The 19,893-nt window shown below is 68.9% G+C and carries 19 protein-coding genes; 14 read left to right on the forward strand and 5 right to left on the reverse strand.

All coding sequences use genetic code 11. The annotated features are described in order from the left end of the window. The first annotated feature begins 21 nt into the window (after positions 1 to 21). The 11 genes from ACFW0G_RS19620 (at position 22) to ACFW0G_RS19670 (ending at position 11,197) form a co-directional block, all read left to right on the forward strand. Positions 22 to 1,410: a glycine--tRNA ligase gene (locus ACFW0G_RS19620; protein ID WP_378326777.1), complete on the forward strand. Its 1,389-nt coding sequence runs from the start codon at positions 22 to 24 to the stop codon at positions 1,408 to 1,410. A 104-nt stretch (positions 1,411 to 1,514) separates the two neighbouring features. Continuing rightward, the gene (locus ACFW0G_RS19625; protein WP_378326748.1) at positions 1,515 to 2,462 is read left to right on the forward strand and encodes an ABC transporter ATP-binding protein; all 948 of its coding nucleotides are present in this window, start codon (positions 1,515 to 1,517) and stop codon (positions 2,460 to 2,462) included. Next, a complete protein-coding gene (locus ACFW0G_RS19630) occupies positions 2,459 to 3,196 on the forward strand; it encodes an ABC transporter permease (protein WP_378326749.1) in 738 nt (245 codons plus the stop codon). The genes ACFW0G_RS19625 and ACFW0G_RS19630 overlap by 4 nt, the downstream gene beginning before the upstream one ends. A 25-nt stretch (positions 3,197 to 3,221) precedes the next feature. Continuing rightward, the gene (locus ACFW0G_RS19635) at positions 3,222 to 4,433 is read left to right on the forward strand and encodes a sensor histidine kinase (protein WP_378326750.1); all 1,212 of its coding nucleotides are present in this window, start codon (positions 3,222 to 3,224) and stop codon (positions 4,431 to 4,433) included. Then, the gene (locus ACFW0G_RS19640; RefSeq protein ID WP_378326751.1) at positions 4,430 to 5,035 is read left to right on the forward strand and encodes a response regulator; all 606 of its coding nucleotides are present in this window, start codon (positions 4,430 to 4,432) and stop codon (positions 5,033 to 5,035) included. Before ACFW0G_RS19635 ends, ACFW0G_RS19640 begins: the two co-directional genes overlap by 4 nt. A gap of 56 nt (positions 5,036 to 5,091) precedes the next feature. Continuing rightward, a complete protein-coding gene (locus ACFW0G_RS19645; protein ID WP_378326752.1) occupies positions 5,092 to 5,745 on the forward strand; it encodes a YdcF family protein in 654 nt (217 codons plus the stop codon). A 41-nt stretch (positions 5,746 to 5,786) separates the two neighbouring features. Then, positions 5,787 to 7,061, forward strand: coding sequence for a deoxyguanosinetriphosphate triphosphohydrolase (locus tag ACFW0G_RS19650; RefSeq protein WP_378326753.1), 1,275 nt, complete (start codon positions 5,787 to 5,789; stop codon positions 7,059 to 7,061). A 121-nt stretch (positions 7,062 to 7,182) separates the two neighbouring features. Continuing rightward, positions 7,183 to 8,334: a serpin family protein gene (locus ACFW0G_RS19655; RefSeq protein WP_378326754.1), complete on the forward strand. Its 1,152-nt coding sequence runs from the start codon at positions 7,183 to 7,185 to the stop codon at positions 8,332 to 8,334. Between the two features lie 101 nt (positions 8,335 to 8,435). After that, the gene (locus ACFW0G_RS19660) at positions 8,436 to 10,157 is read left to right on the forward strand and encodes a glycosyl transferase (protein ID WP_378326778.1); all 1,722 of its coding nucleotides are present in this window, start codon (positions 8,436 to 8,438) and stop codon (positions 10,155 to 10,157) included. A gap of 78 nt (positions 10,158 to 10,235) precedes the next feature. Next, positions 10,236 to 11,105 carry a helix-turn-helix domain-containing protein gene (locus ACFW0G_RS19665; protein ID WP_378326755.1) on the forward strand — a complete coding sequence of 290 codons (870 nt, stop codon included), beginning with the start codon at positions 10,236 to 10,238 and terminating at the stop codon, positions 11,103 to 11,105. Continuing rightward, positions 11,102 to 11,197: a DUF397 domain-containing protein gene (locus ACFW0G_RS19670; protein ID WP_378326756.1), complete on the forward strand. Its 96-nt coding sequence runs from the start codon at positions 11,102 to 11,104 to the stop codon at positions 11,195 to 11,197. The genes ACFW0G_RS19665 and ACFW0G_RS19670 overlap by 4 nt, the downstream gene beginning before the upstream one ends. Position 11,198: 1 nt before the next feature. Here ACFW0G_RS19670 and ACFW0G_RS19675 read toward each other — a convergent pair whose 3' ends face one another. After that, entirely contained in the window at positions 11,199 to 12,488 is a 1,290-nt protein-coding gene (locus ACFW0G_RS19675) for a DUF222 domain-containing protein (protein WP_378326757.1), read from the reverse strand. A 195-nt stretch (positions 12,489 to 12,683) separates the two neighbouring features. Here ACFW0G_RS19675 and ACFW0G_RS19680 point away from each other — a divergent pair, with 195 nt between their 5' ends. Both ACFW0G_RS19680 and ACFW0G_RS19685 read left to right on the forward strand, forming a co-directional pair. Next, positions 12,684 to 13,871 carry a hypothetical protein gene (locus ACFW0G_RS19680; RefSeq protein WP_378326758.1) on the forward strand — a complete coding sequence of 396 codons (1,188 nt, stop codon included), beginning with the start codon at positions 12,684 to 12,686 and terminating at the stop codon, positions 13,869 to 13,871. After that, positions 13,862 to 14,431 (forward strand): GNAT family N-acetyltransferase, encoded by a 570-nt coding sequence (locus ACFW0G_RS19685; RefSeq protein WP_378326759.1) that lies wholly within the window; start codon positions 13,862 to 13,864, stop codon positions 14,429 to 14,431. Before ACFW0G_RS19680 ends, ACFW0G_RS19685 begins: the two co-directional genes overlap by 10 nt. Positions 14,432 to 15,178: 747 nt before the next feature. Here ACFW0G_RS19685 and ACFW0G_RS19690 read toward each other — a convergent pair. Then, on the reverse strand, positions 15,179 to 16,033 hold the full coding sequence (locus tag ACFW0G_RS19690) for a LysR family transcriptional regulator (protein ID WP_378326760.1): 855 nt from the start codon (positions 16,031 to 16,033) through the stop codon (positions 15,179 to 15,181). A 109-nt stretch (positions 16,034 to 16,142) separates the two neighbouring features. Between ACFW0G_RS19690 and ACFW0G_RS19695 the strand changes: the two genes are divergently transcribed. Next, positions 16,143 to 17,141 carry a 4,5-dihydroxyphthalate decarboxylase gene (locus ACFW0G_RS19695; protein WP_378326761.1) on the forward strand — a complete coding sequence of 333 codons (999 nt, stop codon included), beginning with the start codon at positions 16,143 to 16,145 and terminating at the stop codon, positions 17,139 to 17,141. A 304-nt stretch (positions 17,142 to 17,445) separates the two neighbouring features. On the opposite strand, the gene ACFW0G_RS19700 is transcribed toward ACFW0G_RS19695, so the two are convergent. The 3 genes from ACFW0G_RS19700 to ACFW0G_RS19710 all read right to left on the reverse strand — a co-directional run bounded on the left by ACFW0G_RS19700 (position 17,446) and on the right by ACFW0G_RS19710 (position 19,644). Continuing rightward, positions 17,446 to 18,096 carry a TetR/AcrR family transcriptional regulator gene (locus ACFW0G_RS19700; protein ID WP_378326762.1) on the reverse strand — a complete coding sequence of 217 codons (651 nt, stop codon included), beginning with the start codon at positions 18,094 to 18,096 and terminating at the stop codon, positions 17,446 to 17,448. 66 nt (positions 18,097 to 18,162) lie between these two features. After that, a complete protein-coding gene (locus tag ACFW0G_RS19705; RefSeq protein WP_378326779.1) occupies positions 18,163 to 18,678 on the reverse strand; it encodes an MBL fold metallo-hydrolase in 516 nt (171 codons plus the stop codon). Positions 18,679 to 18,786: 108 nt separating this feature from the next. After that, entirely contained in the window at positions 18,787 to 19,644 is an 858-nt protein-coding gene (locus ACFW0G_RS19710; protein ID WP_378326763.1) for an oxidoreductase, read from the reverse strand. Positions 19,645 to 19,893 lie beyond the last annotated feature (249 nt).

Here is a 19,893-nt window from a genome sequence, read left to right on the forward strand (position 1 = left end):
CGCATGCTTCCGGAGCGTGGAGTGCCCGCCAACACCATTGAATCCGTCGTCAGCCTGTGCAAGCGTCGTGGCTTCGTCTTCCCCTGCGGAGAGATCTACGGCGGCACCAAGTCGGCGTGGGACTACGGACCGCTCGGCGTAGAGCTGAAGGACAACATCAAGCGTCAGTGGTGGAAGACCGTGGTGCAGGGCCGGGACGACGTCGTCGGCATCGACTCCTCGGTGATCCTGCCGCGCCCGGTGTGGGTCGCCTCCGGCCACGTGGGCGTGTTCACCGATCCGCTGGTCGAGTGCCTGTCCTGCCACAAGCGTTTCCGCGCCGACCAGCTCGCGGAGGAGTTCGCCGCGCGCACCGGCAAGGAGACCTCCGAGGACGACCTGTCCGAGGTCCCGTGCCCGAACTGCGGCACCCGCGGCCAGTACACCGAACCGCGTGACTTCAACATGATGCTCAAGACCTACCTCGGCCCGGTCGAGTCCGAGGAGGGCCTGCACTACCTCCGCCCGGAGACCGCGCAGGGCATCTTCGTCAACTTCCTCAACGTGCAGACGACGTCGCGGAAGAAGCCGCCGTTCGGCATCGGCCAGGTCGGCAAATCGTTCCGCAACGAGATCACGCCGGGCAACTTCATCTTCCGCACCCGCGAGTTCGAGCAGATGGAGATGGAGTTCTTCGTCGAGCCGGGCGAGGACGAGACCTGGCACCAGTACTGGATCGACGAGCGCACGAAGTGGTACACCGACCTCGGCATCAAGCCGGAGAACCTGCGCCACTACGAGCACCCGAAGGAAAAGCTCTCGCACTACGCGAAGCGCACCGTCGACATCGAGTACCGGTTCGACTTCAACGCGGGCCAGGAGTGGGGCGAGCTGGAAGGTATCGCCAACCGCACCGACTTCGACCTCACCACGCACTCGAACCACTCGGGTGTCGATCTGTCCTATTTCGACCAGACCACGAAGGAGCGCTACCGCCCGTTCGTGATCGAGCCCGCCGCGGGCGTCGGCCGGTCGATGATGGCGTTCCTCGTCGACGCCTACCACGAGGAGGAGGCGCCGACCGCCAAGGGCGGCGTCGAGAAGCGCGTGGTGCTCAAGCTGGACCCGCGGCTCGCACCGTTCAAGGCCGCGGTGCTGCCGTTGTCCCGCAACGCGGACCTGACGCCGCGGGCGAAGGAGGTCGGCGCGATGCTGCGCAAGCACTGGAACGTCGACTTCGACGACGCGGGGGCGATCGGCCGCCGCTACCGCCGCCACGACGAGGTCGGCACGCCGTTCTGCGTCACCGTCGACTTCGACACACTCAACGACCAGGCCGTCACCGTGCGCGAGCGGGACAGCATGGCCCAGGAGCGCGTCGCGATCGACAAGCTCGAGTCCTACCTCGCCGCCCGCCTGATCGGCTGCTGACCGCGGTTTTCGTAATCCCCACGACCCCGCCATGACAGAAGTCATGGCGAGGTCGTGACGGGTGAGCTGTGAGCGGCGCCGCCGGTGGCGGCAGGCTCGGGGGCATGGAAACGCGAAGGATCGGCCACGGGGACGAGGCGGTCGCGGCGGGGGCCGCGGTTCACCTGACCGGGCTGCGGAAACACTACGGCGAGGTGCGCGCGGTCGACGGCGTCGACCTGACCATCGCCCCCGGCGAGGTGGTCGCGCTGCTCGGCCCGAACGGCGCCGGGAAGTCCACCACCGTCGACCTGCTGCTCGGACTGTCCACACCGGACTCCGGCGCCGTGTCCGTATTCGGCAGGACACCCGCGGACGCCGTCCGGAACGGGATGATCGGCGCGATGCTCCAGGGCGGCGCGCTGCTGGAGGATCTCACGGTCGGCGAGACCGTCGGGATGGTCGCGGCGTTGCACCGCAAGCCGATGCCCGTGCGCGAGGCCCTGCGCCGCGCCGGGATCGAGGACCTCGCGAACCGCCGCGCCACCAAGCTTTCCGGCGGCCAGAAGCAGCGCGTGCGCTTCGCGGTCGCGCTGGTGAGCGATCCGGACCTGCTGGTGCTCGACGAGCCGACCGCCGCGATGGACGTCGGCACCCGCCGCGAGTTCTGGAAGTCCATGTACGCGTTCACCGAATCCGGGCGCACAGTCCTGTTCGCGACCCATTACCTCGAAGAGGCCGAGGAGTTCGCCGACCGTGTCGTGCTGATGCGGGCGGGGCGGATCGTCGCCGACGGCTCCGTCGCCGAGGTTCGTGCGCTGGCAGGGGGACGCACGATCCGAGCGGGGGTGCCGGGGGCGGCCGAGCCGGTGATCGCGGGGCTGCCCGCGATCACCGGCTACGAACTGCGCGGTGGCCGGGTCGCGATCTCCAGTTCCGACTCCGACACGACGTTGCGGGCGCTGATGGCCGCGGTCCCCGCCGTGCACGACATCGAAATCGGCGCCGTCGGGCTGGAAGGCGCTTTCCTCACGCTCACCGCGGACGAAACCGACCAGGAGCACACCCGATGAAACTGTCCTACTTCGCCATCGAGGTCCGGCGGGTCTTCCGCTCGCCCCGGTTCCTGCTGTTCGTCCTCTTCCTGCCGGTGGTGATGTTTCTGTTGCAGGCCAACGTCTTCACCAAGGACGCGCCCAACCACGCGGCGCTCGTCGCGGTGGTGATGGTCAACATGATGACCTACGGGACGTTCGCCGCGGCCACCACCAGCGGGACGCGGCTCGCCGTCGAACGGGCTTCCGGCTGGCAGCGGCAACTGCGGCTGACTCCGTTGTCCGGAGCGGGTTACCTCGGCGGGAAAGCGTTGTCCGGCATGCTGGTCGGGCTGCCCGCGCTGATCATCGTGCCGGTCATCGGTGTGCTGTTCCAGGGCGTGCACCTGGACGCCTCCGGCTGGCTGCGCATCGTCCTCGGCATCTGGCTCGGCACGATCCCGCTGGTGCTGCTCGGCCTGCTGATCGGCCAGTTCGGCACGCCGGACTCGATGCAGCCCGTCAACATGCTGCTGATGCTCGCGATGGGATTCCTCGGCGGGCTGTGGATCCCGATCGAGGGCATGCCCGGCTGGATGCACGACCTCGCCCAGATCACCCCGACGTACTGGATCGTCCAGCTCGTGCGGCCCGCCGTCACGAACACCATGCTGGTGGGCTTCCCGACCGCGCTCGGCGTGCTCGCCGCCTGGACCGTCGTGCTCGGGGCGCTCGTGATCAGGCGTTACCGTAAGGACAGCGCCCGGGTCTGACCGGGCTCAGGGGAAGGTAAGGCACGTGGGAGAGCGCTTGTCCGGCCATGACGGCCACTGGCTGTGGGGCCAGGACCGGGCCGCCCTGTGGCAGGATTCGCCGCTGGGCAAGGACGAAGGGCCGGGCAAGGGCCGGTGGCCGGTCATCGGTCTCGTCTTCCTCCTCCCCTTCCTGGCACCTGTCTTCTCCCGCGTGCTCGACGATCCGGGGCCCGCGTGGTCCAAGGTCGTCATCCTGGTGCTCGCCGGCGCGTACGGCCTGAGTTATCTGCTGTTCCCGCTGGTGTTCCACCGGCCCTTGCGGGACAAGCTGATCTTCTCGGCGGGGATGCTCGTGCTCGGTCTTGTCGTCATGGCGCTGGTGGGCTTCAACGCGTGGCTGCTGATCTACGCGACGGCGACGCTGGCCTTCATCCTGCCGCCCGCGTGGGCGCTGGTCCTCGACGGCTCGACGCTGGTGCTGGCGTTGCTGGAGGTGGTGGTCGCCGGGCGGTTCGGCGAGCACAAGGGCGATCTGATCTCGATCGCCTCGATCACCGCGGGCATGTTCTTCATGGCGAACATGGTCCGCGCGATCCAGCGGCTGCAGCGGGCCAACCACGAGATCGCGACGCTGGCCGTGGTCAACGAGCGTGAGCGGGTGGCCCGCGACCTGCACGACCTGCTCGGGCACAGCCTCACCACGATCACCGTCAAGGCGGGGCTGGCCCGGCGGGTACTGGAGAGTTCCGGCGACATCCCGCGCGCGGTCGAGGAGATCCGCGAGGTCGAAGGCCTGACCCGCAGTGCGCTTTCGGACGTGCGCGCCACCGTTTCGGAGTACCGCGAGGTTTCGTTGTCGGCCGAACTGGTCGGGGCCCGCGCGGCGCTGCGGGCGGCCGAGATCGACGCGGATCTGCCGCACGCGGTCGACAACGTCCTTCCGGAGTACCAGAACACCTTCGGCTACGTGCTGCGGGAGGCGGTGACCAACGTGCTCCGGCATTCCGGCGCGAAGAAGGTCAAGGTGCGGCTCGGCCGGAACTGGCTCGAGGTCGAGGACAACGGGAACGCCACCGAGGTCGTGGCGGGCAACGGACTGCGCGGGCTGGCCGAACGGCTCGACGCGGTCGGGGGGACGCTGCGCACGTCGGTGAAGCCTGGGGGAGGATGGGTGGTCCGGGCGGAGATTCCGGCCGCCACCACGGAAACGGCCACCCCGGCCGTGCGTGCCGAACCCGCGGGAGGACTGGCTTGATCCGGGTGCTGCTGGCCGACGACCAGGCGATGGTGCGCGGCGCGCTCGCCACCGTGCTGGGGCTGGAATCCGACATCGAGGTCGTCGGCCAGGTGGGTTCCGGGGACGAGGTCGTGCCCGCCGCGAAGGAATCCACCCCCGACGTCGCGCTGCTGGACGTCCAGATGCCGGGCAAGGACGGCCTGGTCGCGGCGGCCGAGCTGCGTACGGCGCTGCCGTCCTGCCGGGTGATCATCTGCACCACCTTCGGCAGGCCCGGGTACCTGGCGCGGGCGATGGCCGCGGGCGCCGCGGGCTTCGTCGTCAAGGACGCCCCGCCGGAGCAGCTCGTCGACGCCGTCCGCAGGGTCCACAGTGGACTCCGGGTGGTGGATCCCGCGCTGGCCGCCGAATCGCTGGCGACCGGGGCGAGCCCGCTCACCGGCAGGGAGCACGACGTGCTGCGCGCGGCGAAGGACGGCAGCACGGTCGCCGACATCGCCCGCGTGCTGCACCTGTCCGAGGGCACGGTGCGCAATCATCTGTCCGCGGCCATCGGCAAGACCGGCGCGCGCACCCGCGCCGAAGCCGTCCGGCTCGCCGAGGAGAACGGCTGGCTTTGACGCACGCACGGTGCGTCGCCGATGCCGGTGAGTGATCTTCTGGAAGGATGCGCGGCGTGAGTACCGCCGTACGGACCAAACTCTCTCGGGCCAGTTGGGCGCGCCGGATCGTGTTCGGCACGCTGCTGGTGGCCCTGCTCGTCGGCGGCGGCACCGCGTACCGGGTCTGGCAGGTGGCCAGGGGCGACGATCGCACGCCCGCCGACGTCATCGTGGTGCTCGGCGCGGCGCAGTACAACGGGACGCCGTCGGACGTCTTCTCCGCGCGACTGGTCAAGGCCAAGGAACTCTACGACGCGGGCGTCGCGAAGACGATCGTCACCGCGGGCGGCAAGCAGGAGCGGGACAACTACACCGAGGCCGAGGCCGGCGCGCGGTGGCTGACCCGGCACGGGGTGCCCGCCGCGGCCACGCTGCCCGTCGGTGAAGGCAACGACACGCTGCGCAGCCTGCGCGCGGTGGCGACGCAGGTGCGGGCCCATGGCTGGCACAGCGCCGTGCTGGTGAGCGACCCGTGGCACTCCTATCGTGCTCGGATCATGGCCACCGACACCGGGCTGGACGCGTGGGCCGCGCCGACGCACAGCGGGCCGATCGTCCAGGCGCGGAACACGCAGGTCAGGTACATCGTCAGGGAGACCGGCGCGCTGTTGTTCTACCGGCTCACCAGGACCCCGGCCGACGCGTTGTTCGACACCATCCTGGACTGAGCGGGACGCGGATTGTCGGACCCGGCGCATAAGCTGGGCTCGTGGACGGTTACACCGAGCACGACCAGGCCAGGCTGCTGCCCGAACCCGCCAAGGGTTCGGCGCCTGCCGGTGCGCGCCCGGAACGCCGCAGCCCGTTCTCCCGGGACAGGGCCAGGGTGCTGCACTCGGCCGCGCTGCGCAGGCTCGCCGGGAAGACGCAGGTGGTCGGGCCGGGGGAGGGCGCCGAGGTCAGCGGCGTCCCGCGCACCCGGCTGACGCATTCGCTCGAGGTCGCCCAGATCGGCCGCGGGATCGCCGAGGAACTCGGCGCCGATCCGGATCTGGTGGACACCGCGGGTCTCGCGCACGACATCGGGCATCCGCCGTTCGGGCACAACGGCGAACGCGCGCTGAACGAGGTGGCGCGGTCGTGTGGCGGGTTCGAGGGCAACGCGCAGACGTTGCGCATCCTGACCAGGCTGGAGCCGAAGGCGGTCGGGGCGGACGGGGTGACGGCGGGCCTCAACCTCACCCGGGCCTGTCTCGACGCGACGACGAAGTACCCGTGGCACCGGCGTCCCGGCCAGGCGAAGTACGGCGTGTACGCCGACGACGCGGCGGCGTTCGCGTGGATCCGCGAGGGCGCACCGGCGGAGCGGACCTGTCTGGAAGCACAGATCATGGACTGGGCCGACGACGTCGCGTACTCGGTGCACGACGTCGAGGACGGCGTCTTCGCCGGCCGGATTTCCTTGCGGCTGCTGGGAGATCCCGACGAACGCAGTGCGGTCGCGGAGGCCGCGGCCGGGCACTTCTCCAGCCAGTCGGTGTCCACTTTGGAGAGTGCGGCGAAGGAACTGCTCGATCTGCCGGTGGTCGCCGAGGTCGTGAGTGCCGGGCCGGAAAGCTCGCCGCGGGCACAGGTCGCCCTGAAACGGCTCACCAGCGAGCTGGTCGGCCGGTTCGCGACGGCGGTCGTCACCGCGACCCACGAGGTCTACGGGGAAGGGCCGTTGACGCGGTACGCCGCCCGGCTCGTCGTGCCCGAGCAGGTCGCCGCGGAGGTGGCGCTGCTCAAGGCGCTCGCCCTGCGGTACGTGATGAGCGACCGGCGGCGGCTGGCCATGCAGGACGGTCAGCGCCAGCTGGTCGCGGACCTGGTCGGCGCGCTCTGCCGTCGCGGGCCCGAGGCGCTGGACCCGCTGTTCGTCCCGGCCTGGGAAGCCGCGTCCGGTGACGCGGAGCGGCTGCGGGTGGTGGTCGATCAGGTGGCCTCGCTCACCGACGCGCAAGCCCACTCCTGGCATTCGTGGTACGTCGCGCGCTACGGCTGAGCGGCCGTCCTGAGCACGGCGGTACGGCTTCCGGGCCGCGGACTTGTCACCGGCGGCCGGACTCCGTACTGCGGCTTTCGGCGTCTGCGGCCGAGGGGACCCGGTCGGGTAAGGTCGCGCTATGGCCGCCACAGACAGCCACCTCCGGTTCACCCTCGCCCTGCACCGGGTCGGCGCGGCAGGGGAAAACTGCGCCGATGAGTCCTCGGCGGGAAAAAGTGCCTCGAACTTGTGCTTCTCGCCGTACTCGGTGGCATCCGCGCTCGGACTCGTCACGCGTGCCGCCCGGGGCGCCACCGCCGGGGAACTGCTGAACCTGCTCGCCGGGGAAGCCGCGGACACCGCCGCGTTGGACGCGCACGCCGAGTTGCTGCGCGCGGCCGCGAAACTGGCGCCCGAGACCCAGCGGGAAGAACCCGAACTCGCCGTCGCGAACACGCTCTGGGCGTGGGACGCGCTCCCGCTCGAGGACGGCTTCCGCGCCGAACTGTCCGCGTGGCCGAACGGCGCCGTCGCGAGCGCGCCGTTCGTCGACGATCCCGAAGACGCCCGCACCCGGATCAACGCCGACGTCGAGAACACCACGCACGGGCTGATCCCGTCGCTGCTGCCGCCCGGCTCGATCGACGAGGACACGGTGGCGGCGCTCGTCAACGCCCTCTACCTGAAAACCTCGTGGCTGCACCGGTTTCCGGACGGCGCGACCGGCCCGGCCGAGTTCCACGCGCCCGCCGGAACCCGGGAAGTGCCGACGATGCGGCTCGACGAGCGTCTCGGCTACGCACACTCCGAGGGCTGGCAGATCGTCCAGCTGCCCGCCGCCGGTGGTGTGCAGGCCGTGGTGCTGCTGCCCGACGGAGAACTCGCCGAGGCCGAGGCGGCGCTCGACGAGCACGCGCTGGCCGGGCTGCTCGAAGCGCCGCGGTCGCAACAGGTCCAGCTGGCGATGCCCAAGCTCGACCTCGACGTCCGCACGCCGTTGAAGGCGGCGCTCGGTGAGCTCGGGGTGCGGACGATGTTCACCCAGCGCGCCGATCTGAGCGGGCTCTCGCCGGATCCGCGGCTCGAAGTGTCCGATGTGCTGCACCAGGCCGTGCTGCGGCTGGACGAACAGGGCCTCGAAGGCGCCGCGGCGACCGCGGTGACGATGCGCCTGATGTCGTTGATGCCCGGCGACCCGGTGGTCGTGTCCGTCGACCGGCCGTTCCTGCTGCTGGTCCGGCACGCCGAGACCGGCGCCGTCTACTTCTTCGCCAGGGTGGTCCAACCGTGAGTGTGCGGTCCGAAGCTGTTCCCGAACTCACCGACCCGGATCCCGCCCCTGCGGTGACCGATACGAGACCGCGGCGCTGGGCGTGGCAGGACAGCGCCATCATGGGCGGCTTCCTGCTCTTCACGATCCTGCTCTACAACGGACTCTGGTTCGACCTGAAGAGCGGCTACCTCTGGAACGGCGCGGCCGACCAGAGCCAGTGGGAGTGGTACGCGTCGGTGACCGCGAAAGCGGTGCTGCACCTGAAGAATCCGCTCTTCACGGACCTGCAGAATTACCCCGACGGCGTGAACATGATGGCCAACGCCTCGATGTTCGGCCTGACCATCCCGCTCGCCCCGGTCACGCTCGTCCTCGGGGCGACGGCGACCTGGGCGATCGTGCTCACGATCGGGCTCGCCGGGACGGCGTCGGCCTGGTACTGGGTGTTCTCCCGGCATCTGACCACGAACCGGGTCTCCGCCGCGATCGGCGGCGCGTTCTGCGGGTTCGCCCCGCCGATGATCTCGCATGCCTGCGCGCATCCGAACTTCGTGGTGCTGTTCATACTGCCGTTCATCGCGCTGAAGGTCATCCAGATCGCGAAGGGGCAGCGGCCGGTCCGCAACGGCGTGGTGCTGGGCCTGCTCACCGCGTACCAGATCTTCCTCGGCGAAGAACCGCTGATGATCTTCGCGCTGACGTTCCTGGTGTTCGTCCTCGCGTATCTGATCCCGCGCCGCCGGGAGTTCAAGCCGATGCTGAAGCCGCTCGGGAAGGGCGTCGGCATCGGGGTCGTGATCACCCTGGTGCTGACGGCTTTCCCGCTGTGGTGGCAGTTCTTCGGCCCGCAGAGCTTCCACGAGCTGCGGCACGGCGAGGCGGGCAACGACCTCGCGGCGTTCACCCGCTTCGCGACGCAGTCCGTTTCGGGTGTGCCGTCCGCGGCGGCGGACGTGTCGATGAACCGCACCGAGGAGAACGCGTTCTTCGGCTGGCCGCTCATCGTGCTGATGGTCGTGCTGACGATCTGGCTGTGGCGCGACGTCGTGGCCCGCGCGTTCGCGATCACGATGTTCGTCATGGCATGGCTGTCGATGGGCGTGCAGCTCATGATGGTCAAGGAGGAGACCGGCATCCCCGGGCCGTGGAAGTGGTTGTCCGGTCTGCCTTTCCTCGACTCGATCCTCGAATCACGGCTCGCGATGGGCTGCCTGCCCGCCGTCGGCGCTTTGCTCGCGATCGCCACTGACCGCGTGTTCGCCGCCGCGGCGAAGCAGCCCGATTCCGACGTCGTGAACGGTTCGCGGCGGCTGCCGCTGCGGCTGATGTGGATCGGCGCCGTGGTGGCCGTGCTGCTCCCGATCGCGCCGACCGAACTCGTGGTCAAACCGCGCCCGTCCTCGCCGTCGTTCTTCGCCGACGGCACCTGGCGCACCTACGTCGCCCCAGGCGGCTCGCTCGTCCCGGTGCCGCTGCCGAGCACCGGCGAAGCCGAGCCGCTGCACTGGCAGGTCGACGCCGGGCTCGGCTATCCCATGCCCGAGGGCTATTTCGTCGGCCCGCAGAGCAAGACCGACAAGCGTGGGCGCTACGGCGCCGACCCGCGCCCGACGTCGAAGATCTTCGAACAGGTCGAGCGCACCGGCCAGGCCTGGCCGGTCAGCGAGGCCGACCGGACGCGGGCGCTCGAAGACCTGCGAGCCTGGAACGCCGACGTCCTCGTGCTCGGCCCCCGCGACCACGCCGACGTCCTGCGGTCCACTGTGGACCTTCTGCTGCGCAAGCCGGCGGAGTTCGTCGGCGGCGTCTGGGTCTGGGACGTCCGCCCGCTGACCGCCTGACTCCTCCTTCGGGTGACGCCTCTTTCGTGCCCGCGTGGCAAGACGCCAAGGTGTCTTGCCAGCGAGGGAAGGGGAGTCATGGAAAAGCGCAAGGGCCTCTCGAAGCGGCAGCGACGGGTGTCGGCGGAGTTACGCGCGCTGCGGATCGAGCGGGGCGTCACGTGCCTGGAAGTCGCCGACGCGCTGGGGTGCTCGGAAAGCAAGATCAGCCGCATGGAGACCGGGGTCCGTGGTCTCTACCCGGACGAGGTCTCGGCGATCCTCGGCTTCCTGCGCGTGCCTGCGGACAAACGCAAGGAGTTGCTCGACTTGCTGCGCCGAGGCGAGGAACGCAACTGGCACGAGGTCAGCGGTGCGATGTCACCGATGTGGGCGGAATTGATCCGCTTCGAGCAGGACGCTGTCGCTATCAGGAACTACGAGCCGCTGATGATCCCCGGGCTGGCGCAGACCTCTGACTACACGCGTGCGTTGATGTGGCGTCTCAACCCGGGACTTTCCGAAGCCGATGTCGAGAAGCGGGTGTCGCTGCGGCGTAGCCGCCAGCGGATACTCAACAGGCGTGGTGCTCCGGACGTGCAGTTGATTGTCGAGGAAACGACCTTGCGGCGCACCGTTGGTGATACGAGCATCATGCGTGCGCAGCTTGAACACCTGCTGGCGTTGAACCGGCGATCCACTGTCACGGTGCGCGTGGTGCCTTTCTCCGTGGGGGCGCATCCTGGGCATGAAGGGCCGGTGATGTTGCTGGATTACCTTGCCGAGCCGACCTTCGCCTACGCCGAGACGCGCGCGTTGAACAGCTTTCTCGAGGACGGCAGCCCGGTCGACCGGATCAAGTCCGCTTGGCGGCAGATCTGCTCTGTGGCACTGTCGGTCGAAGACTCCGCCCGGCTCATCGCCCGCGTCATCGGCGACTTGACGACAGCTGAGGAACGCGCATCATGAAGGACGGTGTCCGTGACACCAAGGACCGCGACGGTGGCACGCTGATTCTCCCGGCCACCGCCTGGTCTGCCTTCCTGCACGCCCAGCGCTGATCTAGGTCCGTAGATGGATGGTGTTACGTCGCGGCGTACGGGTGGCGTCCAGCCACGTGGGCGGTACGAACTCCGGTAGCCCGTCGCTGGCGATCCGGACTTCCCATTCGGAGTGGTGGATTACCTTGTGGTGCACGGAACACAGCAGCACGAGATTGTCCACTTTGGTCTCGCCATGGTGTGCCCAAAACACGACATGATGCGCCGTACAACGGTAAGCAGGGGCATTACAGCCCGGGAAGGCACAGCCGCCGTCGCGACGGATCAACGCTCGTCGGATCGCTGGGGTGGCCAGGCGTTGCGCCCGGCCCACGTCGAGAGGTTCGCTGTGCGAACCCAGCACCATCGGGATGATCTTGGCGTCGCAGGCGAGTCGTCGCGCCTCGGCTGCGGTGATCTCGCCGAGCAGGTCAAGAGTCGCCTGCCCCATCCCGGTCCGTAGTTCCTTAAGCCCGACAGTCACGACAATGTGGGTGGCTTCCCCGGCCTGCGTCGGCAGGTCGGGGTGTTCGGACCACATCCGCACCAGTTCGGAGAACGCGCAGCCACGTCGCTCCCACCGGGTACGTGTGTCGCGGCCTTCTTCCTCGGTGGCCGGACGGGGTTTGGCGAGTGGATCCAGCATCGCTTGCAGGCGCGCGGAGGTCTCGTCGTCGACGCGTGCTTTGATCTGATGCCCGCCGTCGCGGTGCGGGGCGATGGAGAACTCGGGCTGGAACGGTTTCGGGTCCCGGGTTTTCGGCTCTTTCCCGTCGGGGTCGAGCTGGGCGAGCAGGCGTCGTCCGGCGGCGCGGATCTCCCGGGGTCTGGCCGAACGGGCCAGCTCGGCCAGGATTTTCTCCGCCTGCTCCCGATCCTGCACCGATACGGTCTTGGGAAGCTTGTCCAGCACCCGCAGGATCTCGTCGATCTGCGCGGCACCGACCGCACCTTCCACGGCAGCCTGCGCGGTCGCCGGAGCCTGCGGCAGCTGCTCCCCGCTCGTGAGATCACGGGTGCCGTTCAACGCCAGCGCCCGCGCCACCCGAGCCTTCGCTTCGGCATAGGGGATGTTCAGTGTTTCCTGTAAAAGCCGGGTGAGGTTTCCATAGCCGGTGGTATCGCGCACCCCGCGACGTTCCAGCTCGGCCATGATCTCGCCCTGGACAGCCGCCTCTCGCCGTTGTACGCGCTCGCTGTCGAAGAATCTGTCGAGCAGGCAGCCGACATCCTCGCGCCACCACTCGGTGCGCGATTCCTGGGTGCTGCCGCTGGTACTCACAGCATCGACTTTACCCCGATTCTCGAACATATGTTCTACGCGATCGAGTGTAGCTGCAGGTGTCAGATCAGCTTTCCGGGGCGTTCGGTGCGAGGGTCCGTGGTTTTCGCCCGCATCGTGACTGTCCTCGCGGCCTGCCTCTAACGGCTGAACAGCCGTGTCGGGTGATCGACGGGTCAGCGTTGCGCACGACAGCGAATCCAGTTGCTCCGCATAATGCGCCTGATGATCACCTCGCTCGATGACGCGTGCCGGCTACTGAGAGCGGTACCGCAGCTTGGCTTTGTGTCGCGCCCGTACATGCTGCTGCGCACCGGGTGCATCTCGGTCGTGCTGAGCAGTGAGCAGGCTGATGTCGGCTGGGCGCGGCACTTCGATGCGGTCGATCGCTTGGTCTCGAGCCTTCCCGCGCTGGTCGGGGATCGCCGGCGGGGGCGGGAACTGGGCTTTGCCTCGTACCTGGCCGTACAGCCGAAGTGGGTGACGGCGCTGGAAGGCCTTGGTGCTCTCCCCGCGCCCCCGCGTCCCCGGCCGTCTTCCGCGGTGCTGGAGGACAAAACCGCCATGCGCCCCTGGCTGCGTGCGCTGGGGCTTTCGACGCCTGCCGACACGGTCGTCAGCACGCTCGACTACTGCGGGCTGCGTAACCGTTTCGGCAGCAGGTTCGTCGTGCAGGCCCCAATCGGTTCCACCGGTGCCGGTACCTACCTGGTCGCCGACGAGCAGACGCTGACCCGGATCCCGTCGGGTGGGCCCTGGCTGGTCAGCCTACGCAGGCGACGTCTCGGTCAACTACCGCGCCGCCAGCCTGCTGCCGCCTGCCGTACTGGAACGCGGTCAGGAGGCGATGGAGCGGATCGGCGAAGGCCTGGTCAAGCTCGGCTACGTGGGTTTTTCGGAGCGGACTTCGTCGCCGCCGGCGACGCGCTGATCGCGCTGGAGTTCAACTGCCGGCTCCAGGGCTCCACCTGGCTCCTCGGCGAGCTCGAACTCGCGCAGCGGCAACTGCCCACCCAGCTGCGGCACATCCTGGAGCCTCACGGCCACCCCACTGCGGCCAAGTCCGTGCTCGACCCGCAGGACGCCGCCCTGCTGACCATCCGTCACACAGGAGCGCCCGGGAAAGTGGTGCTTGCTCCGCGCACCGGCGTGTACGCGGTCGACGGTGCCGGGCTGCGGTGGCGGAGGGAGGGCTTCGGCCTGTTGGAGTGCGGGCCGGACGAGTGCGTCCTGCTGCATCTTCCACGCCCCGGCACACTGGTCGGCCCTGGAACGCCACTGGCCCGGCTGGTCAGCCGCCGGGCACTGACCACCGCGGATGGCACTGCGCTCGATTCCCACGGCTGCCGGCTGGTGGGCGCGCTCTATACGATGTTCGAGGTCGAGCCGATGGTCGGGGCCGAGTGGCGCTGACCGGTCCGCTCTGGCTGAGGGTGGCCGAACTCGCGGATTTGGACACACTGGCCCGGTGGCGGGCGGAAGCGGCGGCGTGGATCGCGCACGAGCACCAATCCATCCAGTGGTCCAAGCCGTTCAACGCGCAACAGGCCCGCTCGTGGATCGAGCAAGGCGCCACCGTGATGGCGATGCTCGAACCGGGTGGTGAGCCGGTGGCCAGCCGCACCGTCCTGCCCGTCGGCGACCCCTTCCTGTGGACGCCCGAGGAACGGGCGGCTCCGGCGCGGTACCTGGCGAAGCTCGTCGTCGACCGCCGGTACGCGGGCTGGGGGATCGGCTGCCTGCTGACCGACTGGGCCCGGCGGCGCGCCCACCGGGCAGGTGCCGAGATCGTCCGGATCAACGTCTGGACCGACAATCCCGGCCTCCACGCCTACCATCGCCGCTACGGGTGGCTCTGGGTCAGAACCGTGCCGGGCCACACCTCCGGTGCGCTCTTCGCCATGCCCGCTCTCGACGACCCGTTCGCCCCCTGTGTGCAGGAACTCGGCACGATCGTCCTCCCTGGCGACTGACCGGTGCCCTCCGAGCAGTCGCCGACGTCGACGAATGAGCACTCCGACGCTGAGTACCACGCGCCCCTGTGCAGACAACTACGGCACGTTCCAATATTGCCCGCTACCGGTGTAGCGCGAGGGCACGAACCCCGGCGCGTAGAAGACGACAGAAAGGCCTGTCCGGCTGCGACGACAACAGCTGACCGAAGCGCAGGCCTCAGCCGGCGGAAGCGGTGGCCTACGACAAGTACGCGTGGCCGTCACAGTCGTCTTGTGTGACCGACCACGATATCTGTCACATGTCCACGACAATTGTCATCGGACACGTCGATGGAGCGGACGATCCGCAGTGGTTTCGTTCGCGAGATGCCGAGATGCGACCGCGCTTCTCCGTGACAACCGACCGCACCCGGTTCGGCGGGGAGGCTTGTGTTCGCGTGGCCCGACCGCGCTCGCTCTCCGGCTCGTGAGACGAGCACACTCTGCCTTTCCTCGCTCCCTGCCGCCTTTGGCTGCTGCGAAGGAACAGGTCCTACGGGATCACCACGTAGCCAGTCGGTGGACCACCAACAGCAGGCGACGCACCGGGAGAGCATGTTCCAGATCTGCATGTGCGGACCGATCATAGTGCCGGCGATCGAACGTCCTGTCATGCCGATGAGTGTGCGTGTACTCGATGAACGTCGGCTGTCAGAACGTGCGGAGTTCCGGCGGCGGCGATTCGGTTTCGACGACCAGTTGTGCCATCTTGGCGTGGGTCGCGGTTCAGGTCCGGTAGGTGCTTCCGGCTGCCTGGACGAAGGCGCGAACCAGCGGGTTGCGGCTGGTCTTCGGCCAGGCCACGACGATCTCGCTCGGCGGGTGGCCGGTCAGCGGGACGACGAGCAGCCCGGCGGGCAGTGGCTGGTCGACCGGGGCGAGTGCCGAGGTCCCGTTCCATACGACCGCCTGCAGGCATTCCTGGATGGTTCGCATGACCGGCGAGGCGTCGTCGTGCGCTCCGCCGGTCCAGTAGGCGGTCCACACCGGATCGGTGCCGTCCGGCAGCCGGACCCACCGGCGGCCGGCCAGGTCGGCCGCCGACACCGAGTCGTGGCGGGCGAGCGGGTCGTCGCTCCGCACCACCACCCCGACCGGCACCGAGCGCAGCGCGTGCGTCCGGATCCCGGTGCTGTCGAAGGGGGCGCGGGTCAGTGCCACGTCGACCAGTCCGGCGCGCAGTCCCGCCGTCGGGTCGCCGAGATCGGCTTCGTGGATGCTGACGTCCACGTGCGGGTGGCGTTCCCGGAACAGCGGGACCAGCCGCCCGCTGGCGTGCTCGGCCGTGTCCGCGAGCGTCCCGACCGTCAGGTGCGCCGCTCCCGCCGCGGCGGCCACCCGGCCGGGAATCCGGTTGGCCTGCCCTAGCAACGCGGCGGCTTCGTCGTACAGCACCGTCCCGGCGGCGGTGAGGGTGACGCCCTTCGGGGTGCGCTCGAACAGGATGACGCCGAGTTCGCCCTCGAGGTGCCGGATCGCCCGGCTGAGCGGCGGCTGCGCCATGTGCAGGCGGCTCGCTGCCCGGCCGACGTGGCGCTCCTCGGCCACCGCGACGAAGTACCGGAGCGTGCGCAGATCCACCCCGGCACGATACCCGTACGGTATCGAACCGACGAAAACGGTCTTGGACCCGCGGGTGGCCCCGCGCCGAGAATCGGAGGTGGAAATCCTGAAGTGAAAGGAAAAACCGATGCCCACTCCGAAGCTCAAGATCGGCTGTTTCCCGTACGACACGACACGGTCGTTGTTCGACGGGACCGTGCCTGCCGGCGACCTCGAGTACACGATGGACACCGCCGCCACGCTGCCGGAGATCTTCGAACGGCTGATTCGCGGGAACGAGTTCGACATCGCCGAACTGGGCCTGACGTTCTACCTCCGGCTGCTGGAGCCGGATCTGCCGTTCGTGGCACTGCCGATCTTCCCGAACCGGGTGTTCCGGCACTCGTGCGTCTTCGTCAGCACCCGTTCGGGGATCACGGAACCACGTGATCTCGTGGGCAAGACGATCGGAGAGTTCGGCACATACGGCCAGGATTCGGGGGTGTGGGCCAAGGGGATCCTGATGGACGAATACGGGTTCGAGCCGGAACGGAACCGCTGGCTGATCGGCGGCCTCGAACACCCCTCCGCCCCCTTCGGCTTCATTCCCCACCCGCACCCGAACGACATCGAGGTGTCCGAGGCACCCGAAGGGAAAACACTGAGCGACATGCTCGACGCGGGCGAGATCGACGCCTTGTTCTCCGCCAACGTCCCGCAATGCGTGCTCGACCGATCCCCGAACGTCGCCCGCCTGTTCCCCGACTTCGAACCACTGGAACGCGACTACCACCGGCGCACCGGGGTCTTCCCGATCATGCACACGATCGTCGTGCGGCGGGACCTCCTACGAGAGCACCCCGGTCTCGCCCATGACGTCTACCGCACCTTCACCGCGGCCAAAGACGCGGCCGCCGACCGCTACCGCCGCGACCGCAGGCTCTACCAGGTCCCGACCATGGTCCCGTGGATGCACGCGCTGGTCGAGCGCAATGACGAGCAGTTCGCCGCGGACTGGTGGCCCTACGGCATCTCGGCCAACCGCGTCACCCTCGACACGTTCCTGCGCTACCACTACGAACAGGGCCTGTCCTCGCGACAGTGGAAGGTCGAGGAGGTCTTCGCGCCGGAACTGCTCGACACCTGACCTCCGACCCCGGCAGACCGCCGTGCCCTCGGCGTCGACGACCACGACCTTTGACCTGCTCAAACCGCGCACGCCTCCGCGTCGTGTCTCAACGCACTCTTCTGCCGCTGAGCGGGTGTTCGGGTCTCAGTACTTGTTCGGCGGCGGGATCGCCTTGCCAGGCGGCAAGGCGATCGCAGGACGAGCACGAGTTTGCCTGTCTGCCTGAAACGTCGATACAGACGTCGCTCGGTGATATCAAGAACGCGACGTCACCTTGTGCGTAGTTCCGGTGGGCCGCATTCCTTCCCCTGCCGCCGGCCGGCTAGTTCGCTGGAGCCTGGGGCGTCTGGTCGGGCGTGGAACCGATGACTCGCAGCCAGATCTCGGCGCAGGTATCGGTTGCCGCGCGCAGGTCGCGGGGGCGAGCTGAGGCCCAGTAGAAGGTCCGCTCGGTCATCCAGCAGAGTCCGCGGGCCAAGGCGGCGGCACCGACGGGCCCCGGCACATCCGGGACGCCTGCGCGGGCCAGGACCTGGGTCATCGCTTCGGCGTAGGAGCCGAGCGTTTCCTTCCACAGTTCGCCGATCTCCGGGATGACCGGGGCGAAGTCCACGGCGGCGCGCATCACAAGGCCATGCTCACGCCACTGCTTCGCCGTACGCCGCAAGGCTTCGCGGACGATGTCCGCGGGGGCGGAGCCGGTGTCGCCGGCGGCCCCGAGCGCGTCCTCGCGCAATACGGCGACCGTGCGCGCCACCAGTGCGGCGAGCACTTCGTGCTTCGAGCCGAAGTAGAAGTACAGGGACGCACGCGAGATACCGGCTCCCTTGGCGATGGTCTCCACCGTGATCGACTCGACGCTCTCGTGTTCCAGCAGCGCTTCGGCCGCGTCGAGGATCGCCTGCTCGCGCAGGTCACCCTTGCTCGGGGTCGAGCGCCGTCTCCGAGACGTGCCAGTTTTCGCTGACGCCACGGGGCGACCGTACATCATGGTCTGTCCGTGGACGTGACATCGAGAAAACCCGACGTCACGTCCACCTCAGCGGCGGGCACCCGGAGTCCGATGTGCGCGCCAGTCCTCCGGGTCATGCGGAATCCACACTTCGGCGCCGGTCTCCGCCGCGATCGCCTTGAGCCGCCGGATCGAGGCGATCGCGCGCGGGTGGTCGTGGTCGATCGGCATCGGCAGCTCGTGCTCCCACGCGTGTCGCAGGTGCACGGTATCCGCGGTGAGCAGCACCGTGCGGGTGGGCAATGTGACGAGCAGTGCGGCGTTGCCTGGTGTGTGGCCGGGAGCGTGCACGATCTTCACGGAGCCGTCGCCGAACACATCGGCGTCCCCGTCGAACTCGCACCAGCCGGTGAGCCCGGCGAAGTCCTCGGCGCGGCAGGCCCGCAACTCTCCCTCGGCATGGGCGTGGACGTGCTCCAGCTCGCCCGCCCCGAGATGGCGCCGCGCGTGCGGGAACAGGCTCAAGCCACCGGTGTGGTCGAAGTGCCCGTGGGAGACGACCACGTGAGTCACGTCGGAGCAGGCGTACCCGATCGCCGCCAGCTGCCGGTCAACGGTCGACGCCGGCGCCGCCGGTCATCAGGTCCCCGCGTGCCATCGTCAGCGTCGCGCCTTCGAGAGCGTGGAGCCGGTTCGCTGTGGCGGCCACGGTCAGCTCGACGCGATCTGGTGGCCGTCGGGGAAGTCCGTCGAGTGCGACAGCTCCTCCCACTCGCGCAGGTCGGTCTCCACGGCCGCGCGGCCGGCCGCGACCAGACGCAGCGCGTCCGAACCGAGCACGAGGTGCACCGGTGGGTTGTCCGATTCGATGACCTTCAGGATCGCTTCGGCCGCCTTGGCCGGGTTACCCAGCTGGTTGCCGCTCGCCGCCTGGCGGGCGGCGCGGATCGGTTCGAACAGCTCGTCGTAGTCCTCGATCGTCCGGTCGGTGCGGACCATGGAGCTGCCTGCCCAGTTGGTGCGGAACGAGCCGGGCTCGATGAGTGTGACGTGCACGCCGAAGCCGGCCACCTCCTTGGCGACGGTTTCGAGGATGCCTTCGACCGCGTATTTGCTGCCGCAGTAGTAGGCGAGCCCTGGCACTGTCATCAGCCCGCCCATGGAGCTGACCGCGAAGATGTGCCCCGTGCGCCGCTTGCGCATGGACGGCAGGACGGCCTGCACTGTCGAGGCGACGCCGAACACGTTGGCGTCGAACTGGGCGCGCAGCTCGGAGATCGGCGACTCCTCGAAGACGCCCTCATGGCCGTAGCCCGCGTTCGCGATCAGGACGTCGATCGGCCCGACGGCCGACTCCGCTTCACGCACCACGGCCGGCACGGCCCGGTCGTCGGTGACGTCGAGTTGTCGCGCGTGGGCGCGGCCCGGGGCGAGCCCTTCGAAGGCTTCGACGTCGGCCTGCTTGCGGACCGTGCCGATCACGGTGTGCCCGGCATCGAGCGCCCCTTGCGCGAAGGCCCGGCCAAGGCCGCTGCTGACGCCGGTAATGAGGAAGATTCGTGCAACCATGCCAGTACTCTACACATCGTCGACTTAAATCAACACTGTGTCGACGAGCATGTGGGCTCGCCGCACGCCGGCGCAGCGGAATCGAGCCTGGTCCAGCCCGAACGTTGGCGGAGGCGCTCGACATGATTACGTACAACCTGTCGCAACCCGGCTCGCAGCGCCCAGATGCCTGGCCGTCTAAAAGCGTGACGGCGTTGGAGGCGACGCCGAGCGCGGCGAACTTTGCAGAACCCGTTGGTGACAACAAGC

The sequence above is a fragment of the Amycolatopsis sp. NPDC058986 genome (assembly GCF_042741125.1).
GTDB lineage: Bacteria > Actinomycetota > Actinomycetes > Mycobacteriales > Pseudonocardiaceae > Amycolatopsis.

What these genes read in the sequence shown, in the direction of transcription:
- ACFW0G_RS19695 (WP_378326761.1), top strand. Translation starts at nt 16,143, where the DNA reads ATGCCCACTCCGAAGCTCAAGATCGGCTGTTTCCCGTACGACACGACA.
- ACFW0G_RS19660 (WP_378326778.1), top strand. Translation starts at nt 8,436, where the DNA reads ATGGGCGGCTTCCTGCTCTTCACGATCCTGCTCTACAACGGACTCTGG.
- ACFW0G_RS19680 (WP_378326758.1), top strand. Translation starts at nt 12,684, where the DNA reads ATGATCACCTCGCTCGATGACGCGTGCCGGCTACTGAGAGCGGTACCG.
- ACFW0G_RS19655 (WP_378326754.1), top strand. Translation starts at nt 7,183, where the DNA reads ATGGCCGCCACAGACAGCCACCTCCGGTTCACCCTCGCCCTGCACCGG.
- ACFW0G_RS19630 (WP_378326749.1), top strand. Translation starts at nt 2,459, where the DNA reads ATGAAACTGTCCTACTTCGCCATCGAGGTCCGGCGGGTCTTCCGCTCG.
- ACFW0G_RS19665 (WP_378326755.1), top strand. Translation starts at nt 10,236, where the DNA reads ATGGAAAAGCGCAAGGGCCTCTCGAAGCGGCAGCGACGGGTGTCGGCG.
- ACFW0G_RS19670 (WP_378326756.1), top strand. Translation starts at nt 11,102, where the DNA reads ATGAAGGACGGTGTCCGTGACACCAAGGACCGCGACGGTGGCACGCTG.
- ACFW0G_RS19625 (WP_378326748.1), top strand. Translation starts at nt 1,515, where the DNA reads ATGGAAACGCGAAGGATCGGCCACGGGGACGAGGCGGTCGCGGCGGGG.
- ACFW0G_RS19710 (WP_378326763.1), bottom strand. Translation starts at nt 19,644, where the DNA reads ATGGTTGCACGAATCTTCCTCATTACCGGCGTCAGCAGCGGCCTTGGC.
- ACFW0G_RS19675 (WP_378326757.1), bottom strand. Translation starts at nt 12,488, where the DNA reads ATGTTCGAGAATCGGGGTAAAGTCGATGCTGTGAGTACCAGCGGCAGC.